Annotated in this window: 12 protein-coding genes; all 12 read left to right on the top strand. The window is 46.3% G+C overall.

From position 1 onward, the window contains the following. The first annotated feature begins 73 nt into the window (after positions 1-73). The 12 genes from Q366_RS14615 (at position 74) to Q366_RS14560 (ending at position 18,596) form a co-directional block, all read left to right on the top strand. Entirely contained in the window at positions 74-955 is an 882-nt protein-coding gene (locus Q366_RS14615) for a cytidylate kinase family protein (protein ID WP_035240322.1), read from the top strand. A 110-nt stretch (positions 956-1,065) separates the two neighbouring features. Beyond that, positions 1,066-2,535 carry an SLC13 family permease gene (locus Q366_RS14610; protein ID WP_035240321.1) on the top strand — a complete coding sequence of 490 codons (1,470 nt, stop codon included), beginning with the start codon at positions 1,066-1,068 and terminating at the stop codon, positions 2,533-2,535. A 217-nt stretch (positions 2,536-2,752) separates the two neighbouring features. Then, positions 2,753-4,447, top strand: coding sequence for a bifunctional sulfate adenylyltransferase/adenylylsulfate kinase (locus Q366_RS14605; RefSeq protein WP_035240319.1), 1,695 nt, complete (start codon positions 2,753-2,755; stop codon positions 4,445-4,447). Positions 4,448-4,492: 45 nt separating this feature from the next. After that, the gene (trkA, locus tag Q366_RS14600; protein WP_035240317.1) at positions 4,493-5,857 is read left to right on the top strand and encodes a Trk system potassium transporter TrkA; all 1,365 of its coding nucleotides are present in this window, start codon (positions 4,493-4,495) and stop codon (positions 5,855-5,857) included. Continuing rightward, entirely contained in the window at positions 5,857-7,308 is a 1,452-nt protein-coding gene (locus Q366_RS14595; RefSeq protein WP_035240315.1) for a TrkH family potassium uptake protein, read from the top strand. Before trkA ends, Q366_RS14595 begins: the two co-directional genes overlap by 1 nt. A 464-nt stretch (positions 7,309-7,772) precedes the next feature. Continuing rightward, positions 7,773-7,991, top strand: coding sequence for a hypothetical protein (locus tag Q366_RS14590; RefSeq protein WP_156968186.1), 219 nt, complete (start codon positions 7,773-7,775; stop codon positions 7,989-7,991). Positions 7,992-8,148: 157 nt separating this feature from the next. Continuing rightward, the gene (locus Q366_RS14585; RefSeq protein ID WP_035240314.1) at positions 8,149-10,557 is read left to right on the top strand and encodes an SLBB domain-containing protein; all 2,409 of its coding nucleotides are present in this window, start codon (positions 8,149-8,151) and stop codon (positions 10,555-10,557) included. Further along, positions 10,547-12,703: a YjbH domain-containing protein gene (locus Q366_RS14580; RefSeq protein ID WP_035240309.1), complete on the top strand. Its 2,157-nt coding sequence runs from the start codon at positions 10,547-10,549 to the stop codon at positions 12,701-12,703. The genes Q366_RS14585 and Q366_RS14580 overlap by 11 nt, the downstream gene beginning before the upstream one ends. A gap of 227 nt (positions 12,704-12,930) precedes the next feature. Beyond that, positions 12,931-13,893 (top strand): PD-(D/E)XK nuclease domain-containing protein, encoded by a 963-nt coding sequence (locus tag Q366_RS14575; RefSeq protein ID WP_051958076.1) that lies wholly within the window; start codon positions 12,931-12,933, stop codon positions 13,891-13,893. Between the two features lie 213 nt (positions 13,894-14,106). Beyond that, a complete protein-coding gene (locus Q366_RS14570) occupies positions 14,107-15,663 on the top strand; it encodes an ATP-binding protein (protein WP_035240306.1) in 1,557 nt (518 codons plus the stop codon). Positions 15,664-16,060: 397 nt separating this feature from the next. Further along, positions 16,061-16,948: an RpnC/YadD family protein gene (locus tag Q366_RS14565; protein WP_035240303.1), complete on the top strand. Its 888-nt coding sequence runs from the start codon at positions 16,061-16,063 to the stop codon at positions 16,946-16,948. Continuing rightward, positions 16,905-18,596, top strand: a complete 1,692-nt coding sequence (locus tag Q366_RS14560) for an ATP-binding protein (RefSeq protein WP_245619977.1) — start codon at positions 16,905-16,907, stop codon at positions 18,594-18,596. The genes Q366_RS14565 and Q366_RS14560 overlap by 44 nt, the downstream gene beginning before the upstream one ends. The last annotated feature ends 175 nt before the right edge of the window (positions 18,597-18,771 follow it).

Raw genomic sequence — 18,771 nt, 5'->3', positions numbered from 1 at the left:
TGGCATACTCCTTGCTCTTTGTGTTTCCGATTTTAGCGGATAACCTGAAACCTGGCTGAGCAGATAAGAGACCATGCCCCTGATTGCAATTACATGCGGTTTATATGCCTCCCCCTACAGATTCATTGACGCATTATCTACCTTATATCAATGCACGGTGTATGAAGATCCGGTACTGGTAAAACAAACCGGCCAGGCACATGATTTGAAAACAGATCTTATTTTCAAGTCCATCCAGGGCAGACACATTCCCTTTGACAATTTTACCCACGACAGAAAAAAATGTCTGGCCGCACTGAAAGTACAGATCTCAGAAAATATTTTAAGTGGCCCCTGCCTTTTTTCAGGCGTTTTATCCCACCTGATCCCCGCATCTGTTTGCGGCATTTACAGAATCATGTCAGCAACACCCATGCAGGTCCGCAACCAAAGGGCCATGACCCTGTACCAGCTATCCAGCCAGGCTGCCGCGGCTGCCATCTCCCGGTCCGACCACAGGGACCAGCGCTTTGCTGCCCAGTTAAATTTAGATTCCCTGTGGGATCCCGCACTGCATGACATGGTTCTGGAATGGAAAAAAACAGATCCTGTAGCACATGATATGACCGGGGAAGAGGTTACCCGGATCCTTGGAAAAATACGGTCAGACATTGAAAGTGCAATGGAGAATGCCAATAAGAATATGCATGCCGTTGATTTTAATATCAGTTCCAGGGTTGATGCAGCCTTATCCTGCCTTGGACACCACCTGATTATCGAATCGGATTCAGGCCATGTGCTTGTCACTTTGGACAAAAAAGTGATGAATCTTGCCCGAACACAAAAGGAGATCATGGATCTTGCCTGCGTGGTACCCGGCGTAAAATCCGTTAAAACGAAAATAGGTCCGAACTTCTACAAGGGCGGTATTGTCCGCAATTTAAATTTGACCGCCCCGTTTAAACGAAAAACTTAAATAAAACACCATTGATAAAAACAAAACGTTGAAAAATGAAACAAATACAAATAAAAAACAAAATCTAAATGAGGCAATGATTCATTAACCCAAAGGAGAGAGAGACCAAAATGACAACTGAAATTGCAGATACACCCAAAACAAAACTGGACTGGAAAAGAATCCTGTTTATTCTAATCGGCTTGGCCCTGTTCGCGATTGTCAATTTTTCTCCGGCATGGCCCGATGCTGTGGACCCTGCCGGAAAACATTTTCTATTAAGCGCCCAGGGCAAAGGTGCACTTGCCATCTTTCTTCTGGCCGGCACCTGGTGGGTCTTTGAGGTTGTGCCCATTGGTGTGACCAGCCTGGCGTTAGGTGCGTTTCAGGTGCTTTTTGCGGTCCGTACAGCCAAGGAAGCCCTTAAGGATTTCATGACGCCTTCTGTTCTGTTTATTTTCGGATCCCTTGTTATCGGCATGGTGTTTACCAAGACGGGTCTGACCAAACGCCTGGCGTACAAGATGCTGGCCATTGTGGGGGAAAAGACCAGTATGATCTACCTGGGCTGTTTTGTGGTCACCGCAGCATTAACCCACATTATGGCCCACACTGCGGTGGCAGCCACCATGTTTCCGCTCTTGATGACCATCTACGGTATGTATACCGATGAACCCGGCCCCACGAAATTCGGCAAAGGACTGTTCATCGGCATGGCATTTGTGGCAGGTGCCGGCTCCATTATCACACTTTTGGGCGCGGCACGGGGTGCGGTGGCCCTTGGATTTTTCAAGGACATCGTGGGCCGGGAGATCTCATTTTTTGAGTTGACCTATTACATGTTTCCCGTGGGCTGGGGTGTAACTTTTCTCCTTTGGGGCTTTTTCATGATCGTATGCAAGCCCGAGAAAAAAACAATTCCAGGCCTTAAAGAAAAAGCAAAAATGCTGGAAAAAGCCATGGGGAGAATTACAAAACAGGAAATCCTGGCAGCAACCATCATCTTTATCGCCATCGCCATCATGTCCGCAAAACAATTTATCCCGGCCATATCCAATCTGGACAAAAATGCGATCATGCTTGTGGCAACGGTTTTATTTTTTATCTTCAATATCCTTGACATCAAAGATCTTGAAACGATTCCCTGGAATATCATCCTTTTGTTTGGCGGTGCCATGAGTATCGGTTTCTGCCTGTGGGAAACAGGGGCTGCGGAGTGGCTTGCCATCAACTGGCTGACCATGTTCCAGAAAGCCAATTACTTTGTGTTTATCTTAAGCATTGCCTTTTTTGTCATGATCATGACCAACTTCATCATGAACGTGGCCGCCATTGCCATATCCCTGCCCGTGGCACTGGTTATTGCCCCCTATCTGCATGTGGCACCTGAAGTGATTCTGTTTGCTTCCCTTGTCACCGCAGGCATGCCGTTCCTTTTACTGGTGGGCGCAGCCCCCAACGCCATTGCCTACGACTCCAAACAGTTTACCACAGGTGAATTTTTCATGTACGGCATTCCAGCGTCCATCATCCTGATGGTGGTTGTCGCATTGTCCATATTCCTGTGGAAACTCATGGGGATGCCCATCACAACGATGTAGCAAACTCTTTTTTTATTCTGAACAGCACAATATAAAGCCCCGGTTCATTTTCTCTGATGAACCGGGGCTTTGGCATTGCCAGCCCAGGGCAATCGCATGCAATGTTTCTTAGAATCGCTGTCCAAACATGACTTCATCTTGACAGTCTGACCGGGTTTACTCTATAGGTACATGAATTTGCGGCCAAATTTGGAATAATAATTATAAGGATAACCACATGCCCCAAGGCACATCTCTTGTCAACCTCCTGGTGGACCAGGAACGTCATACAACACTTAAACGGCTATTATCCTCTTTTCCGGATATCACATTGAATCTGCGTCAGATCTGTGATTTTGAACTGTTAACCACGGGTGTGTTCAGCCCGTTGAAAGGATTCATGACCCGGGAGGCGTACGAAAGCGTCCTGGACCGTATGCGCCTGCCTTCCGGCGAAATCTGGCCCGTGCCCATCTGCCTTGATGTTTCCCGGGATCTCGCAGACAGGTTTGAGGCCGGACAGTCCGCTGTACTCCGTGACCCCGAAGGGTTTCCTTTAGGCATCATGGCCATTGAGGATATCTGGCAGGCGGACCGGGAAAAAGAGGCCATGGCGGTCTATGGCACCACAGATATGGCCCATGACGAGGTGGCCCGGCTCCAGAACGAACGCGACAGATACTACGTTGGCGGCACTATTGAAGCGCTGAATCTGCCGATTCATTCTGATTTCAAGCAGATCCGCAATACGCCCTCAGAGGTGCGGCAGCAGTTTTGCAAGCTGGGATGGAAACGGGTTGTGGGGTTTCAGACCCGGCAGCCCATCCACCGCCCCCAGTTCGAGCTGACCATCCAGGCCATGAAAAAGGCAAAGGCAAACCTGTTGATGCTGCCCATCGCAGGCATTCCCAGACCCGGGGATTTTGATCATTATACCCGGATGCGCTGTTATCAGAAGGTGGCAGCCCATTATCCCCCGGACACATATATGCTCAATCTGCTGCCTTTATCCACCCGGCTGGCAGGTCCAAGGGATGCGGTGCTTCACATGATCATCGGGAAAAATTTCGGGTGCACCCACTTTGTCATCGGGCATAACCATGCAACCCCGGGAAGGGACAGTTGCGGAAATCTGTTCTACGATACCCCCCAGGTCAGAGAGCTGGCCCGGCAGGCCGGGGAAGAGATCGGTATTGAGCCGGTATTTTTTGAAGAGATGGTCTATCTGCCCTTTGAGGATGAGTTTAAGCTGACCAGTGAGGTGAAGGAGGGCCAGGAAACCCTCTCTTTTACCAATGACCATATCCGTGATCGGGTTAGAAGGGGCAAGCATATACCGGAATGGGCCAGTTTCCCGGATGTGATCAAAGAATTGCGCCGTTCCTATCCATCCCCGGCCACCCAGGGGCTTACCGTTTTTCTCACAGGGCTTTCCGGGGCCGGAAAATCCACCATTGCCAATGTGCTGTATTCAAAATTCATGGAAATCGGCACCCGGCCCGTAACCCTTTTGGACGGCGACATTGTCCGGCGCAATTTGTCTTCGGAGCTTAATTTTTCCAAGGAGCACCGTGATATCAATGTCCGGCGCATCGGGTTTGTGGCTTCCGAGATCACCAAGAACAGAGGCATTGCCATCTGCGCCCCCATTGCCCCCTACGAGCGGACAAGGTCGAAAATCCGTACATCCATTGAAGCCCATGGCGGATTTTTTGAAATCCATGTGGCCACCCCCATCAGCGTGTGCGAAAAAAGGGACCGCAAAGGCATGTATGCCAAAGCCAAGGCAGGACTGCTCAAAGGCTTCACCGGGGTGGATGACCCATATGAAGCACCTTCAAACCCGGAGCTGTCCATTGACACCGCCAACCTGACTCCTGATGAGGCGGTTCAGCAGATTTTGCTGCTGATCAGTGAAAAGGGTTTTGTGTGACGTTATGTCAATTCATATGCCTGACATTAAACCAGGAGTTTTCATTTGAAAATAGTGATCATCGGTGCCGGGGGCGTGGGTTACAACATTGCCGGCCGATTGGCCCTTGAAAGCAAGAATGTGGTGGTGGTTGATGTGGACGCCCATGCCACCAGAAAAATTGCCGAAGACCTGGATGTCAAGGTCGTAACAGGATCAGGCAGTAACCCGGATACCCTGCGGGAGGCAGGAATTTCAGGTGCGGATATCCTTCTGGCTGTCACAGACAGTGACGAAATCAATATCGTGTCCTGCCTGATTGCCAACCAGATCTCGCCGATGACCCGAAAACTGATCCGCCTGCGCAATGAAGGATTTGTCCCTTTTCATACCAGCCTTAAAAATGAAGCCCCGCACATTGACACCATCATCAACCCCGAAGCCGAGGTTGTCAAAACCATTAGAAAACTGATGACCATTCCAGGTGCCGTGGACAAGGGCGAATTTGTTAACGGCCGTGTCAAATATGTGGGTATGCGGCTTTCCGAAGCCTCCCCCATCGCCGGAATGGAGTTGGCTGATTTTCATCATGTTTTTGGCCAGGACCGGCCTTTGATTGCCGCCATTATCCGGGCCAATAAAGTCATTGTGCCCAGGGGCAAAGACAAACCCATGGCAGGGGACCTGATCTATTTTGTAAGTGACACCAAAAAACTTGAAAAAACCCTGAACCTTTTAGGGGTAACGGTCAGGCCGGTTAAAAGGGTGCTTATCGTGGGCGGCGGCCGCATCGGTGCCAAACTGGGCCAGTCCCTTGAGAAAGACAATATTCAAGTTAAAATCATTGAATCCAGTATAGACCGGTGTAACGACCTTTCCATGCAAATGGGGAAAACCGTGGTGCTCCACGGTGACGGCGGCGATCAGAAACTGTTCATGGAAGAAAATATCAGCCAGATGGATGCGGTGGTCTCGGTGACCAATGACGATGAAACCAATATCCTTGTATCCCTTTTGGCAAAAAACATGGGTGTGGACAACACCATCACGCGCATCGGTAAAGCAAGCTACTACCCTTTATTATCCACCATCGGCATTGAAAAAGTGGTCAGTCCCAGGGTATCGGCGGTTTCTTCAATCCTGCAGGATATTCGCCAGGGCAATGTGATTTCCGACATCTCCATTTTCGGAGAACAAGGAGAATTTATTGAAGCCGTTGCACTGGCATCCTCGGCCATCACCACGGGCCCCATCAAGGAGATCTCCTTTCCCAAAGGCACCCTGCTGGTCTGTATCATCCGCCAGGACGAAATTATTATCCCCATGGGCGACAGCCGGGTACAACCAGGGGATCGCATTATTTTATTTGCGATCCAGGCAGCAGTGAAAAAGCTTGAAAAAATGCTTACTGTAAAGCTTGGTTTTTTCTGATGCGCTGGCCCTTTATCATACGCATCATCGGGGTTCTTCTTTTTGTACTGGGACTTTCCATGACGCTGCCTTTGGGCTGCAGCCTGTTTTTCAAGGACGGGGCCCATCAAGGGCACCTTATTGCCATGGCGGTGACCACAATTATGGGCGCGATAATGATTTTTATCTCAAAAAAAGCCGGGCGCCATGACTATATCAACCAGCGGGAAGGCATCGCTGTTGTGGCATTAGGATGGCTTGGCATTGGCCTTTTCGGTGCCCTGCCCTTTTTCCTGGCCCCGGATTTTTCCAACTTTACAGATGCTTTTTTTGAATCCGTGTCCGGATTCACCACTACGGGTTCCTCTGTGATGACCAATATTGAAGGGGCCGCCCCCAGTCTTTTGTTCTGGCGAAGCCTGATCCAGTGGCTGGGCGGCATGGGCATCATTGTTCTCTCACTGGCCATTCTGCCATTTCTTGGGGTGGGCGGCATCCAGTTATATAAGGCTGAGGTGCCAAGTCCTGTACCTGATAAACTTACACCCCGGTTATCCGATTCCGCCAAGATTCTTTGGATTGTGTATGCGGGCATGACTTTTCTGCTCATCTTTTTCCTTTATTTTGGAGGAATGAATCTATTTGAATCGGTCTGCCACGCCCTGACGACACTGCCCACCGGCGGATTCTCACCTAAAAATATTTCCATTGCCCACTATGATTGTGCCTATTTTGACTATACAATTACTATTTTTATGCTGCTTGCAGGCATCAACTTTTCTCTGCATTACCAGATACTGCGGGGCAATGGGCTTGCGTTCTGGAAAGATTCTGAATGCAGATTCTTTCTGTGTGCTGTCCTTGTGGGCACCCTGATCATCACACTGAACACCTGGGGGCCATTGTATGACAGCTTTTCCAAAGCCTTCAGGTTTGCCTCATTCCAGGTGGTTTCCATTGTCACCACCACAGGCTATGCCACGGCTGATTATGAATTATTCCCGGGCCTGTCCCAGGCGCTCTTGTTTTTTGGTATGTTCATGGGTGCCAGTGCCGGCTCCACAGGCGGCGGCATGAAGTGTGCCAGGATCATGGTCTGCATTAAATACTGCTACCGGGAACTGTTCAAGCTGATCCATCCCCGAAGCGTCAGCCATATCAAACTGAACAACACCCTGATTCCCGAAGACCTGCTGCGATCCATCCTGGGATTTATCGCCTTATATATCCTGGTTTTTGTTATCGCCACCGTCTTGTTGTCCGCCATGGGCGTGGATCTTTTGAGTTCCCTGGGTGCTGTGGCCTCGTGCATCGGCAATATCGGCCCGGGTTTCGGCACAGTGGGACCGGCGGAAAACTTTGCACACCTGCCCCAGGCCGGCAAATGGCTTCTGTCCTGGTGCATGCTGGCAGGACGACTGGAAATTTATACGGTGATTATTCTTCTGGTTCCCGAATTCTGGAAACAATAATACCCTAACTGCATGACATTGCAGTCATTCCTCATTCAATCCGCCACGTTCTTAAATTTACACCTGTTTTTAGGCTTGACTTGATCCGTGATATGCAATAGAACCCATCTACGCATGGATATGCGTTCGAAAAAAATAAGAATACGCTGATAATTTTAAAATTTGTATAAATTCATGTTGCTTACAGAGATACCACTGTGTAAGCGACCATGCGAAGCTATGTTTCCGGGGCTTGAACAATGGAATTGGCGAAATTTAATACGAATTTGGCTTGACAAATCATCCTTAAATGATGTTAATACTAAACCATAAAATATTTGGCGTAAATATTAAGTCTCATGGCATCTGAATCATTTTGGATTATTAAATCACAAATTTTAGGAGGAGAAAATTCATGAAAAAAGCAATTATTTTGCTGATTAGCGTTGTGTTTCTTACCTTTAGCACTGCTGTGTTAGCTCAAGATGCCGGCAGTGTTGGTGCAGGTGTTCCTAGTACCGGCGGTGCTGGTGCGGGCGGTGCAGCAGGAGGCGCTGCTGGTGCGGGCGGTGCAGCAGGCGGTGCTGCTGGTGCGGGTGCTGCTGCTGGTGCGGGTGCTGCTGCTGCAGGTGCTGCAGGTGTTGGAATTTCTGCAGCGACGGTGGGGGCCGTCGTCGCTGGTGCAGTGGTTGCCGGCGCCGTAGTTGCGGCAGTTGCCGATGACGGTTCTGACCACGGTCATGGTCATTGACAATTAATCCAAAACACTACAAAAGATCCATAAAGCTGGCTTATATTAAGGTTTATGGATCTTTTTCTTTCATCCCCATCCACCCCTAATTTTCCATACATGGTTGTGACATGATAAAAAAAAGTTTCTTTTTTATTTGCTTTTTTGTGTTTGCCGGTATTTCATGGGTTTCAGCCCTGGAATTTAACGGACAGACAATATCTTCAGAACAATTAAACAGTTTGCCTCCGGAAATTCAGCAAAAACTTGAACAGGATACGAACAGCCAATCAGATACGGGTACCGGTCCGGATGAAACTGAAGATGATGATATACTAAGGACAAAAGCACCGCGACTTTCCGAAAGAAAAGTTTCTAAAATCGAAACACAATACCGCGACATGTATCAGTCAAATTTAAGCAAAAATTTGAAACAATATGGATACGGTATATTTAATACAGGTGCTGTAAAACCAAGTAGTCTGGCAGTTCCTGATGAAAATTATGTGATAGGAACCGGAGATGAACTTTTAATCCGAATATGGGGAAGTGGACTGGATGCATCCTACCCGGCAAGAGTGGATCGAAACGGAAATATCAGCCTTCCTAAGATAGGCGTCCTCAAGGTTGCTGGTGTAACGTATAAAAATATTGAAACCATCATTCAAAATGAAGCAAACAATTATATTCAGGGGATAACCATCAACGTCACATTTGCCAGGCTGCACAGCCTTGAGGTTTATGTAGTCGGTGCCGTGCAAGAACCCGGACTCCATATTGTCCCGGCTTTTTCCACTATTTTTGACGGATTGATGGCTGCAGGCGGTGTATACAAAAAAGGTACCCTCAGACGCATTCAATTAAAAAGAAATGACAGGCAAATTCAACTTTTTGATTTATATGATCTGTTGTTCAAGGGGGAAAGAACCTCAGACATACAGCTGGAAAACAAGGATGTGATTTTCGTCCCCGGGATCGGCGAAACTGTTGCTGTTGCCGGTGCAGTGAATGATGAAGGTATTTTTGAAACCAACGGAAAGAGCAGTATTAAAGATATCGTCTCCATGGCAGGCGGTGTACTTCCCCAGGCCTGGGGGAGCCGCATCTATCTGCGGCGATTCAAAAACAACCGAGAATTTGTTGTCAAAGTTGTTGAGAGCCAAACAGAACTTTTAAAACACTGGGAATCGGTTCCCGTTCAAAACGGTGATCTGGTGGATGTTACTTTTTTCCAGAATCAACCTAACCTGGTGTATCTTACGGGCCATGTATGGAAAGACGATATTTTTCAATATAAAGACGGGTTGAAGCTTTCCGATATTCTGATTTCAAAGGATCTGTTAAAAACAGATGCCATGCTGGAATTTGCTTTTCTCAACAGGTACAACCCGGACACCACCCGTGTCACCCCCATACAATTTCCCTTGGGCAAGGTATTCTCAAAAGAATATGATGCCGAACTAAAACCATTTGATCAAATACAGATTCTTTCCAGACAGGAAACCGGTATAAAGGAAAATTTCAACATCAACGGTGCTGTGCGAAAACCAGGCCGGTACGAACTCAAGGCGGATCTGACACTGAAGGATGCCATTGCCCTTGCAGGGGGGATAAAATTCGGTGGCAGAAAATCCCATATTGAACTGGCCAGGCAGAAAATTAAAAATAATGCCGTAGTCACTGAATACAGCGTACTGAATCTGGAAACTGACGGAAATAAAAAACTGATGCCCTTTGATTCAGTGCTTATACCGATGCTCAAAGATGCCACCCTCATCAGACAGATAACCATTACAGGTGAAGTGGGGTGTCCGGGTACCTATACGATCAGTGAAGGGGAAAACCTATCCGATATCATAAAGCGGGCCGGAGGGTTTACCCCCAATGCCTATTTGTATGGAGCAAAATACACATCGGAACAGGCCCGTGAAATCCAGCAGCTAAGTATCAACAATATGATCAAGCAGCTTGAACTGGAATATATCCAAATGGCATCGAAACAGACACAGGAAGCATTGTCTGAAGCAGATGCAAAAGCGCAATTACTGGCCAAACAGCAGATGGGATCCCTCCTGGAAAAACTAAAGAAAATCAGAGCCGAGGGCAGAGTTACGATCTATTTGGCAGATCTGAAAACATTTGCCGGCAGTTCCTATGATTATGTAGTGAAAGACGGGGATACGTTTTTTATACCGGAAAAACCTTATTTTGTATCTGTTGTCGGTTCTGTGTATATGCCCGGATCATTCCTTTACCAGCCCAACCAGACACTTGAAACATATCTTGACAAAAGCGGCGGACTGGCAAAGGGAGCAGATGAAAAGCATGTATACCTGATGAAGGCGAACGGTGAAATTTTATCTGCCCAACAGGCAAAGGGCTTATTTTCTTCAAACTTTGAAGATACAGTACTGATGCCGGGTGATACAATTGTAGTCCCCGAAAACCTTGAGAAAATTCCTTATCTTAAACTCGTAACTTCAATTACAGATATTGTATTTAAAATTGCCGTATCGGCCGGAATTGCCTTTGCCATTTAAGCATCACGCTTTTTCTGCGGTTTTATGTATTGTCTTCACGTTGTGTCTGTTGGGCACTGCTGCCAAGACGGTGTCTGCCTATGAAAACAATGCCCAGGCATTAGGCTCGCTTCAGTCGTATACAGGACTTATCTATATGCCCAATGCCCGGGTAAAACCGGATTGGTCAGTACGGCTAAAAATCGGGCACAATGATCCCTATACATATTACGGCGGGGCATTAGGTGTGTTTGACAGGTTTGAATTCCATGGACAATTCACCCAGATCAATACCGTAACTGCTTTCCCCGGATACGGGTACGGAGATTACAAAGACCGGGCAGCAGGGATGCGAATTGTTCTGATCAAAGAAAATGAATTCATACCTCAGGTCGCCACCGGATTTTATGACGCCATTGGTACCGGTCTTTTTCCTTTTCGTTATGTCGCCGCATCTAAAATGATTGGTAATGTTGACCTGACATTTGGCCTGGGACAGGGTACTCTTGCCGGTGATTATCCCGCAGACGAAAATTCAGGAGACAATATCGGACAGTCCTTTCTGCTTACAACGCCGTTTAGAAAAACAAAACCATTTATGGGGGCAGAGTGGCATTGTACGCCGGATTTGAGTTTCACTGCTGAATATTCCACAATCAACTGGCGCAATATGTATGGATACCGGGATAACAGCAATAAGAAACTAAAAGATGATGATACGCTTTTTGATGTAAATTTAGGTGTTAAGTATAAAATTACGGATTATCTTCATGCAACCGCCGCATTGATAGGCGGTAACACCTATGCTGCGGGCATAAACTTTGAGGTCCCCCTGGAACCCGAAGGGATGCTGGCCTGGGATAAACCGGAAAGCTACACCCCCACTGAGAGACTGAAATGGAAAGCTGCCGAATCAGATAACGCAGAATTGTCTTCCCTGGTTTCAGAAGAGATAAAAAAAATGGGGTTCTCAAATGTCTCATCTGCCTGCAGTACGGATTCGGTGTGGATAGAATTTATAAATTCAATCCATCTTTCGGATGCCCGGGCCATTGGAAGAATAAGTGCGGTTCTTGATAAAATTTTACCGCCACGCATTCTGACATTATATATCAACCTGAAAAGACAAGATACTGTTATAAGCAGTCTTAGATTTGGAAGAAACGAACTCAGGGCGTTCTTAAATTCCAAGATGGATGACCAGGGATTAATGGCTTTTTCAGATTTCACCCTGTATAAGACCAAACACTGGCATTCCTTTGAAACAAAGCAGGAGGCATCCGATCTGCATGCTGCTGAAGAATCCAGATTCTCTTTTAATATAGAGCCCAAAATCCGGACATTTTTAAATAACCGGGCCGGCTTTTTCAAGCACAAAGGCCTGTTAAGGGCCCAGGCAGACTACAGGCTCTGGAAAGGGGCGACTGTTTTAGGGGAACTGGAATATACCGTTTTCAACCAATATGATGACCTCATTTACGATCCCCTGGAAAAGGAACATTCAGTAAGAACGGATCTGGTGGAATATGAAACCGGGCAAAAAATCAGACTGTCCCAGTTGGCCTATAACCAGTTTCTGGATTTGCCTTTAGATATTGAGGGAAGATTTTCTGCCGGATATTTTGAAACCCAGTATGCAGGAGTCGGTGTCGAGTGTTTCCGTTATTTTAATAACGGGCTTTGGGGCATAGGTTTTGACAGTCAAATGGTCAAAAAAAGAGACCCAGATTCAACCTTTAAACTCCACGAACAATATGATGACTGGTATAACACAGCCTTTTTGAATATCTATGCCCAGATCATCCCCTCACTGGGGTTGGAGGCCGGAGTAAAAATCGGCCGATTCCTTGCCGGAGATCCAGGCGTCAGACTTGACCTTAGACGCACGTTTAAATATTTTACTATCGGTGCATGGTATACCAAAACCGATACAGATCTGTTTGCCTCGGAAAAAAACAGGGATGCGGATCAGAAAGGGGTATATATCACATTTCCCTTATCCATATTTTTTCAAAAAGACACCCCCAAACGGTTGCGATACTCGTTTTCAAGTTTTACAAGGGACCAGGGCGCAACGGTCCGTCAACCTGGCGCTTTGTACCCGCTTGATCCTTTTTCAACACCAGCGCATATTAAAAAAACTATTAATGACATGAGGCAGAATTGAAAAAAAAGGTGTTAGGTTTTAAAGTGTTAAGTGTTAGGTGCTTTAATCTCGACCTTCTGTCAGAAAAATGAAAACCGGCTGAACCTAACACCTAAAACTTTAACACCTAAAACTTTTTAACAATTTGCTGTGAATAAGTATCAAAAACTCCCCATCGGCATACAGACCTTCAGGAGATCCGAGAGGAGAACTATGTATATGTCGATAAAACCGGGCATGCTGCACGGTTGATTGAAACAGGGAAGTACTATGGCCTGAACAATCTTGAAGATATTACATTAAACGCCACATACTCCGCTATCTGCGGATACACCCAGCATGATCTGGAAACCGTTTTCCGGGCTCATCTGCAGGGCGCAGATATGAACAAGGTCAGCCAATGGTACAATGGTTACAACTTCCTGGGAGAATCGGTTTATAATCCCTTTGATATTCTGTTGTTTATCAGAAACGACTTTGTCTTCAACAACTACTGGTTTGCAACCGGAACCCCGACATTTCTCATCAAACTGATCCAGAAACATAACTACTATATTCCGTCACTGGAAAACCTGCGTGTGAGTAACGCCCTGATTGACAGTTTTGACATAGAAAATATCAAACTGGAGCCTATCTTGTTCCAGGCCGGTTATTTGACCATCCGGGAAGTTGATCAGGCCGGCGCCATCACCATGTACCAACTTGCTTTTCCCAACCTTGAAACAAAATACGCTTTCAATGACTGTGTCCTTGGATACTTGACCGGACAGACCGCAGAACGTGCCGCATTCCAAACAGAAATTTATTCCATCCTGCAAACAGGAAATCTCAACGCCCTGGAAAAAACCCTCACAGCCCTGTTTGCTTCAATCCCTTACAACAACTACGTCAACAACACGATCTCAAGTTATGAAGGCTACTTTGCCAGTGTTATCTATGCCTACCTGGCAAGCCTGGGCCTCGACATCACAGCAGAAGACGTAACCAGCAAGGGAAGGATCGACCTGACCGTCAAGCTGGAAGGCAAAACATACATCCTTGAATTCAAGGTGGACCAACCCGGATCAGCCATGGATCAACTCATGGAAAAAAACTACCAGGAAAAATATCTGTCAAAAAATAACAGCATCTACCTCATCGGCATTGATTTCAGCTCGACCGAAAAAAACATCACCACGTTTGCCTGGAAAAGAATGACAGTTAAGTTTTAAAGTTTTAGGTGTTAAAGTGTTAAGTGCTTTAGTTCCAGCCTTTTACCATGAAAACAAAAACATGCTGAAACCGATTGAACCTAAAACTCTAAAACCTAACACCTTAACACCTAAAAAAACATTTAATGTAAAATAGCCATACTTTACCTCCCAACAACGCCCATAAGCCGAGCCTGACCCCACAAGTTACTCAAATAACCGGCGAGGTGTCCCGTGCAGAAAAACAAAAAACTTCCCATTGGTATTCAGACCTTTGAAAAGATTGCCCAGAACAATTATTGCTACGTTGACAAAACGCATTTTGTGCGGCAGTTGTTAAATGACGGCACGTACTATTTTTTGTCCCGTCCCCGGAGATTCGGGAAAAGCCTGTTTCTGAGCACACTTAAAGCCGCCTTTGAAGGCCGCCGGGAACTGTTTCAGGGTCTTTTCCTGTATGATAATTGGGACTGGAGCCAGAATAATCCCGTGGTGCATATCAGTTTTGGGTCCGGGGTGATGCGCTCAGTGCGTGATCTGGAGATCCGCTTTAGTGCGATTCTTGATAACCATATCCGCCTGCATGGGTTGCAATTACGTCAGGATGACCTTCGCGAACGCTTTGCCGAGCTGATTCAGACCCTTTATGAAAACACCGGCCGTAGAGTGGTGGTTCTGGTGGACGAGTATGACAAGCCGATTCTGGACAGCATTGAAAACACTGAAATGGCCATTGCCCTTCGCGAGGAACTCAAGAACTTCTATTCCGTGATCAAGGATGCCGACCCTTACATCGAGTTTGTGTTCATCACCGGGGTATCGAAATTCAGCAAGGTATCTCTTTTCAGCGGGCTGAACAATCTCAAGGATATCTCCATAGACAAGCGTTTTTCAGACATTTGCGGTTACACCCAGGAAGAGCTTGAGAATGTGTTTTCCGGCTGGATAGGCGATGATGTGGATCTGGCAAAGGTCAAAACCTGGTACAACGGGTACAACTGGCTGGGGCAGGAGGTTTACAATCCCTTTGATATTCTGCTTTATCTGGATAGTGGCGAATTCCGGAATTTCTGGTTTGAGACCGCCACACCGACATTTCTGATCCGGATTCTGCAGAAGAAAAAATATTATATTCCGGCATTGCATGATTTAAGGGCAAGCGAGAAAATTCTGGATGGCTTTGATGTGGAGCGCATGGAAATTGAAACCCTTTTGTTCCAGACCGGTTATCTAACCATAAGGGAAACCATGCACATGGGCGGCATGCATTGGTTTCAGCTTGGCTATCCCAACCAGGAGGTGCGGCAGAGCCTGAACGACTATATCCTTTCCTTTCTCACAGATACCACAGTTGCCCAGGAAAACAACAAGTTTGCATTGTATGAAGCTCTATCTATTAACGATTTTCATGCGTTAAAAGAGATCTTGCAGGCTTTTTTCTCCTCCATCCCCCATGACTGGTACCGCAAAAATCAACTGGCCAACTACGAAGGCTATTACGCCTCCATCGTCTATTGTTATTTTGCCGCCCTGGGTCTTGATCTGTGTGTGGAGGATGCCACCAACCATGGCCGCATCGACATGACGGTGAAGCTGGGCACCCATATCTACATTTTCGAATTCAAGGTGGTGGAACTTCTCCCGGACGGCAGTGCCTTACAGCAGATCAAAAACAAAGACTATGCCGGAAAATATCGCACCCTGGGGGCGACAATCCACCTGATCGGGGTGGCGTTTTCAAGCAAGGAGCGAAACGTGGTGGACTTTGAGGTGGAGACTGAAAAACATTGATCCGTTTATATGATATTAATGATTGCTGCCGTTAAAAATAAGGATTTCATCCAAGCTGCTGCGGCGATGAAGAATTCCCGGTGGTATTCCCCAGGTGGGGCAACGGGCCAGGATCCTTGTGGATACGATGCAGTCTGCCTGAGTCCATTCATAATTTTATATGAAAAAGTTTAACCACGGAAATCACAGAAGACACTGAAGATAGAATTCTGTGTGTTCTGTGGTTAAAATGTTTTTCATAGTTTGTTGTGTCCGAGAGGACATGGGATTCTTAGGATACTGTTTTTGCCTCCCAAAAGTGGGTTTCAAAAGATAAAATTAGACTTTTAAAAAGCAAATCTTATTATAATATTAAGCACTTAACGGGGTCAGACCCTCCATCAAATCCGTAAACCTTATGATATCACACGACCCTAATTTCAAAAATCTGTTTCAAGACTTTCCCCGTGAAACGCTGAAATGGTTGTTACCCCAGGCAGAACAAACCTGGGGTAAGATCGTTTCAATTGATTTTACACGTCAGGAGCCCAAAAAACACCATCTCTCAGATGCGGGCCTGGTGCTGGATCTTCCGATACTGTTCCATTTTGAAAAACAGCAACTGCTGTTATGGCTGGTGGAATTTCAGGAAGATAAATCCAAATTTTCCATATACAAACTGCTCCGGTACACCACCGATATGATGGAGGCTTATCCGGATGCATTGGTTGTCCCGACTGTGCTGTTTACTGACAGGATAAAGTGGCGCAAAACAGTGCTCCGTGAGCTGCACACACAAATCAATGACCGGTTGTTCCTTCATTTTGAATATGTGTTTCACAAGTTGTTTGACTTGAATGCCCGGGATTATTACAATATGGATAACCCGGTGGTGAAAATCCTTTTGCCAAAGATGAAGTATGAAAAGCACGAACGGATAGAAGTCATCCGCCAGGCATACAAAGGACTGTTTCAACTGGCTACCAGAGGGCTTTTTGATAAATATGCGGATTTTATTGATGTATATTCAGAAATAAGCGATCAGGAACAGCAACAGCTTTATGAGACCATGATTCAACATAAGGAGACTGCCATGTTGGCACAATATATTAGAGAAAAAGGCAGGCAGGAAGGCATGGAGAAAGGCATGGAGAAAACTGTGATCGCATTGGTTAGAAATGCCCGCAAAAAAGGACTGTCTGAAAAAATAATCGCTCAGGTTGTAGATATAGACGTAAAACTGGTCAGACAGATATTGAACAATGAGCCGGTGGAAATCCCGCTGCATCTGCTGTCAGACACCTGAACCCATCCCGTTTTGCCAAACACCCAATACTTTTACCCCTCCCAACAACACCATGAAAAAGCTGCCCATAGGTATCCAGACCTTCAGCGATATCATAAGGGAGGATTATGTCTATGTTGACAAGACAAAAATCGCCATTGATCTGATCAGGAATGGTAAATATTATTTTCTTTCCCGCCCCCGGCGGTTTGGAAAGAGCCTGTTTCTCGATACCTTAAAGGAAATTTTCGAAGGAAACAAAGCGCTTTTTGAAGGTCTCCATATTTATGATCAATGGGACTGGACCCAGAGCTATCCGGTCATCAAGATTGATTTTGCAGAAGGGACGCTGCAGAGCCGGGCAGAACTGGATGAAATCATTTATGAGATTCTGGAGGATAATCAACACAGATTGAACCTGCAGTGTTCAGTGGGCAGTATTCGTGGGCGTATGGGGGAGTTGATTCGCAGGGCGAAAGAGAAATACGGCAATCGGCCGGTGGTGCTGGTTGATGAGTATGACAAACCTATTCTCGACAACATTGACAAGCCTGGGATTGCCGCTGAAATGCGGGAGGGTCTGAAAAATCTCTATTCTGTCTTCAAGGGTCAGGATGCCCATCTTCAATTTGTTTTCATGACCGGGGTAAGCAAATCCTCCAAAGTGAGCCTTTTTAGCGGGATCAACCAATTACTGGATATTACCCTGGACGGGAATTTCTCTGCCATCTGCGGTTATACACAAGAGGATCTGGAGCGTGGTTTTGCAATGCATCTCAAAGGCGTTGATCTGGAAAAACTTCGCATATGGTATAATGGGTACAAGTGGTTGGGCAGTGAAACGCTCTATAATCCATATGATATTTTGCTGTTTATCCATAAAAAATTTTCTTATCGCAACTACTGGTTCGAGACCGGCAATCCCAGCTTTCTGGTCAGGCTTTTTGAAAAAAACGGATATTTTCTGCCAAGTCTTGAAGATGTGGAGGTTACCGAAGAGATTCTGGACTCCTTTGATGTAGAGCGCATAAACCCCCTGACCCTGCTTTTTCAGACAGGATACCTGACCATCGATACCACCTTCATCCGTCGCCAACGCATGATGTTCAAGCTGAAAATACCCAATCTGGAGGTTAAGATTGCCCTCAATGATCAGTTCATCAACGGCTATACCGACCTTGTCAATGAAAAGATTGGCTATCAGAACCATCTGTACACCTCTCTTGTAAATGGTAATCCTGAAGAGATGATTGGCGTGATCAGACGCCTTTTTGCAAGTATCCCCTGGCGCAATTTTACAAAAAACAACCTTCCGGATGTGGAGGGATATTATGCTTCGGTGCTGTACGCTTTTTTTTCATCCCTTGATGCCCGGATCATACCTGAAGATATCACCAGCCACGGCCAGGTGGATTTGACCGTGAAACTTGCCGGTCATGTCTATGTGATGGAGATCAAGGTGGTGAACGGGAGGTCGGGCCAAGATGGGGATCTTGATGGAACAGTGGAGAAAATGGATCAGAATTCCGCCCTCAAACAGATCAGGGAGAAAGGCTATGCGAAAAAGTACCTTGGAGAAAAAGGGGTGAAGGTCCACGAGGTGGGGCTTATCTTCAGCAGAAAGCGGAGAAACCTTGTGAGCTGGGCCTGGGAATGCAGCAGCTCATAGGTAAATTATTGATCGCAAAAGTATCAAATCTGTTTTGTTCCGGTCTGTTTACTCCCTAAAGAACCCTCTTGGAGCCAGAGCATTGCTGTCGGAAAAAAGCAACTTCTTACTCATGAAACGCCAAATGATACAATCAATCATTTTGTTCTTGACACCCCATACCCTCTGTTATAGA

The organism is Desulfobacter vibrioformis DSM 8776, assembly GCF_000745975.1.
Lineage (GTDB): Bacteria > Desulfobacterota > Desulfobacteria > Desulfobacterales > Desulfobacteraceae > Desulfobacter > Desulfobacter vibrioformis.
The sequence above is the reverse complement of the archived record's forward strand: the minus strand, read 5'-3'. Positions and strand labels throughout refer to the sequence as shown.

Excerpts from the sequence above, each read along its gene's own strand:
- Q366_RS14595 (WP_035240315.1), top strand. The coding sequence starts at position 5,857 with ATGCGCTGGCCCTTTATCATACGCATCATCGGGGTTCTTCTTTTTGTA.
- Q366_RS14615 (WP_035240322.1), top strand. The coding sequence starts at position 74 with ATGCCCCTGATTGCAATTACATGCGGTTTATATGCCTCCCCCTACAGA.
- Q366_RS14590 (WP_156968186.1), top strand. The coding sequence starts at position 7,773 with ATGCCGGCAGTGTTGGTGCAGGTGTTCCTAGTACCGGCGGTGCTGGTG.
- Q366_RS14560 (WP_245619977.1), top strand. The coding sequence starts at position 16,905 with ATGAGCCGGTGGAAATCCCGCTGCATCTGCTGTCAGACACCTGAACCC.
- Q366_RS14565 (WP_035240303.1), top strand. The coding sequence starts at position 16,061 with ATGATATCACACGACCCTAATTTCAAAAATCTGTTTCAAGACTTTCCC.
- Q366_RS14585 (WP_035240314.1), top strand. The coding sequence starts at position 8,149 with ATGATAAAAAAAAGTTTCTTTTTTATTTGCTTTTTTGTGTTTGCCGGT.
- Q366_RS14605 (WP_035240319.1), top strand. The coding sequence starts at position 2,753 with ATGCCCCAAGGCACATCTCTTGTCAACCTCCTGGTGGACCAGGAACGT.
- Q366_RS14610 (WP_035240321.1), top strand. The coding sequence starts at position 1,066 with ATGACAACTGAAATTGCAGATACACCCAAAACAAAACTGGACTGGAAA.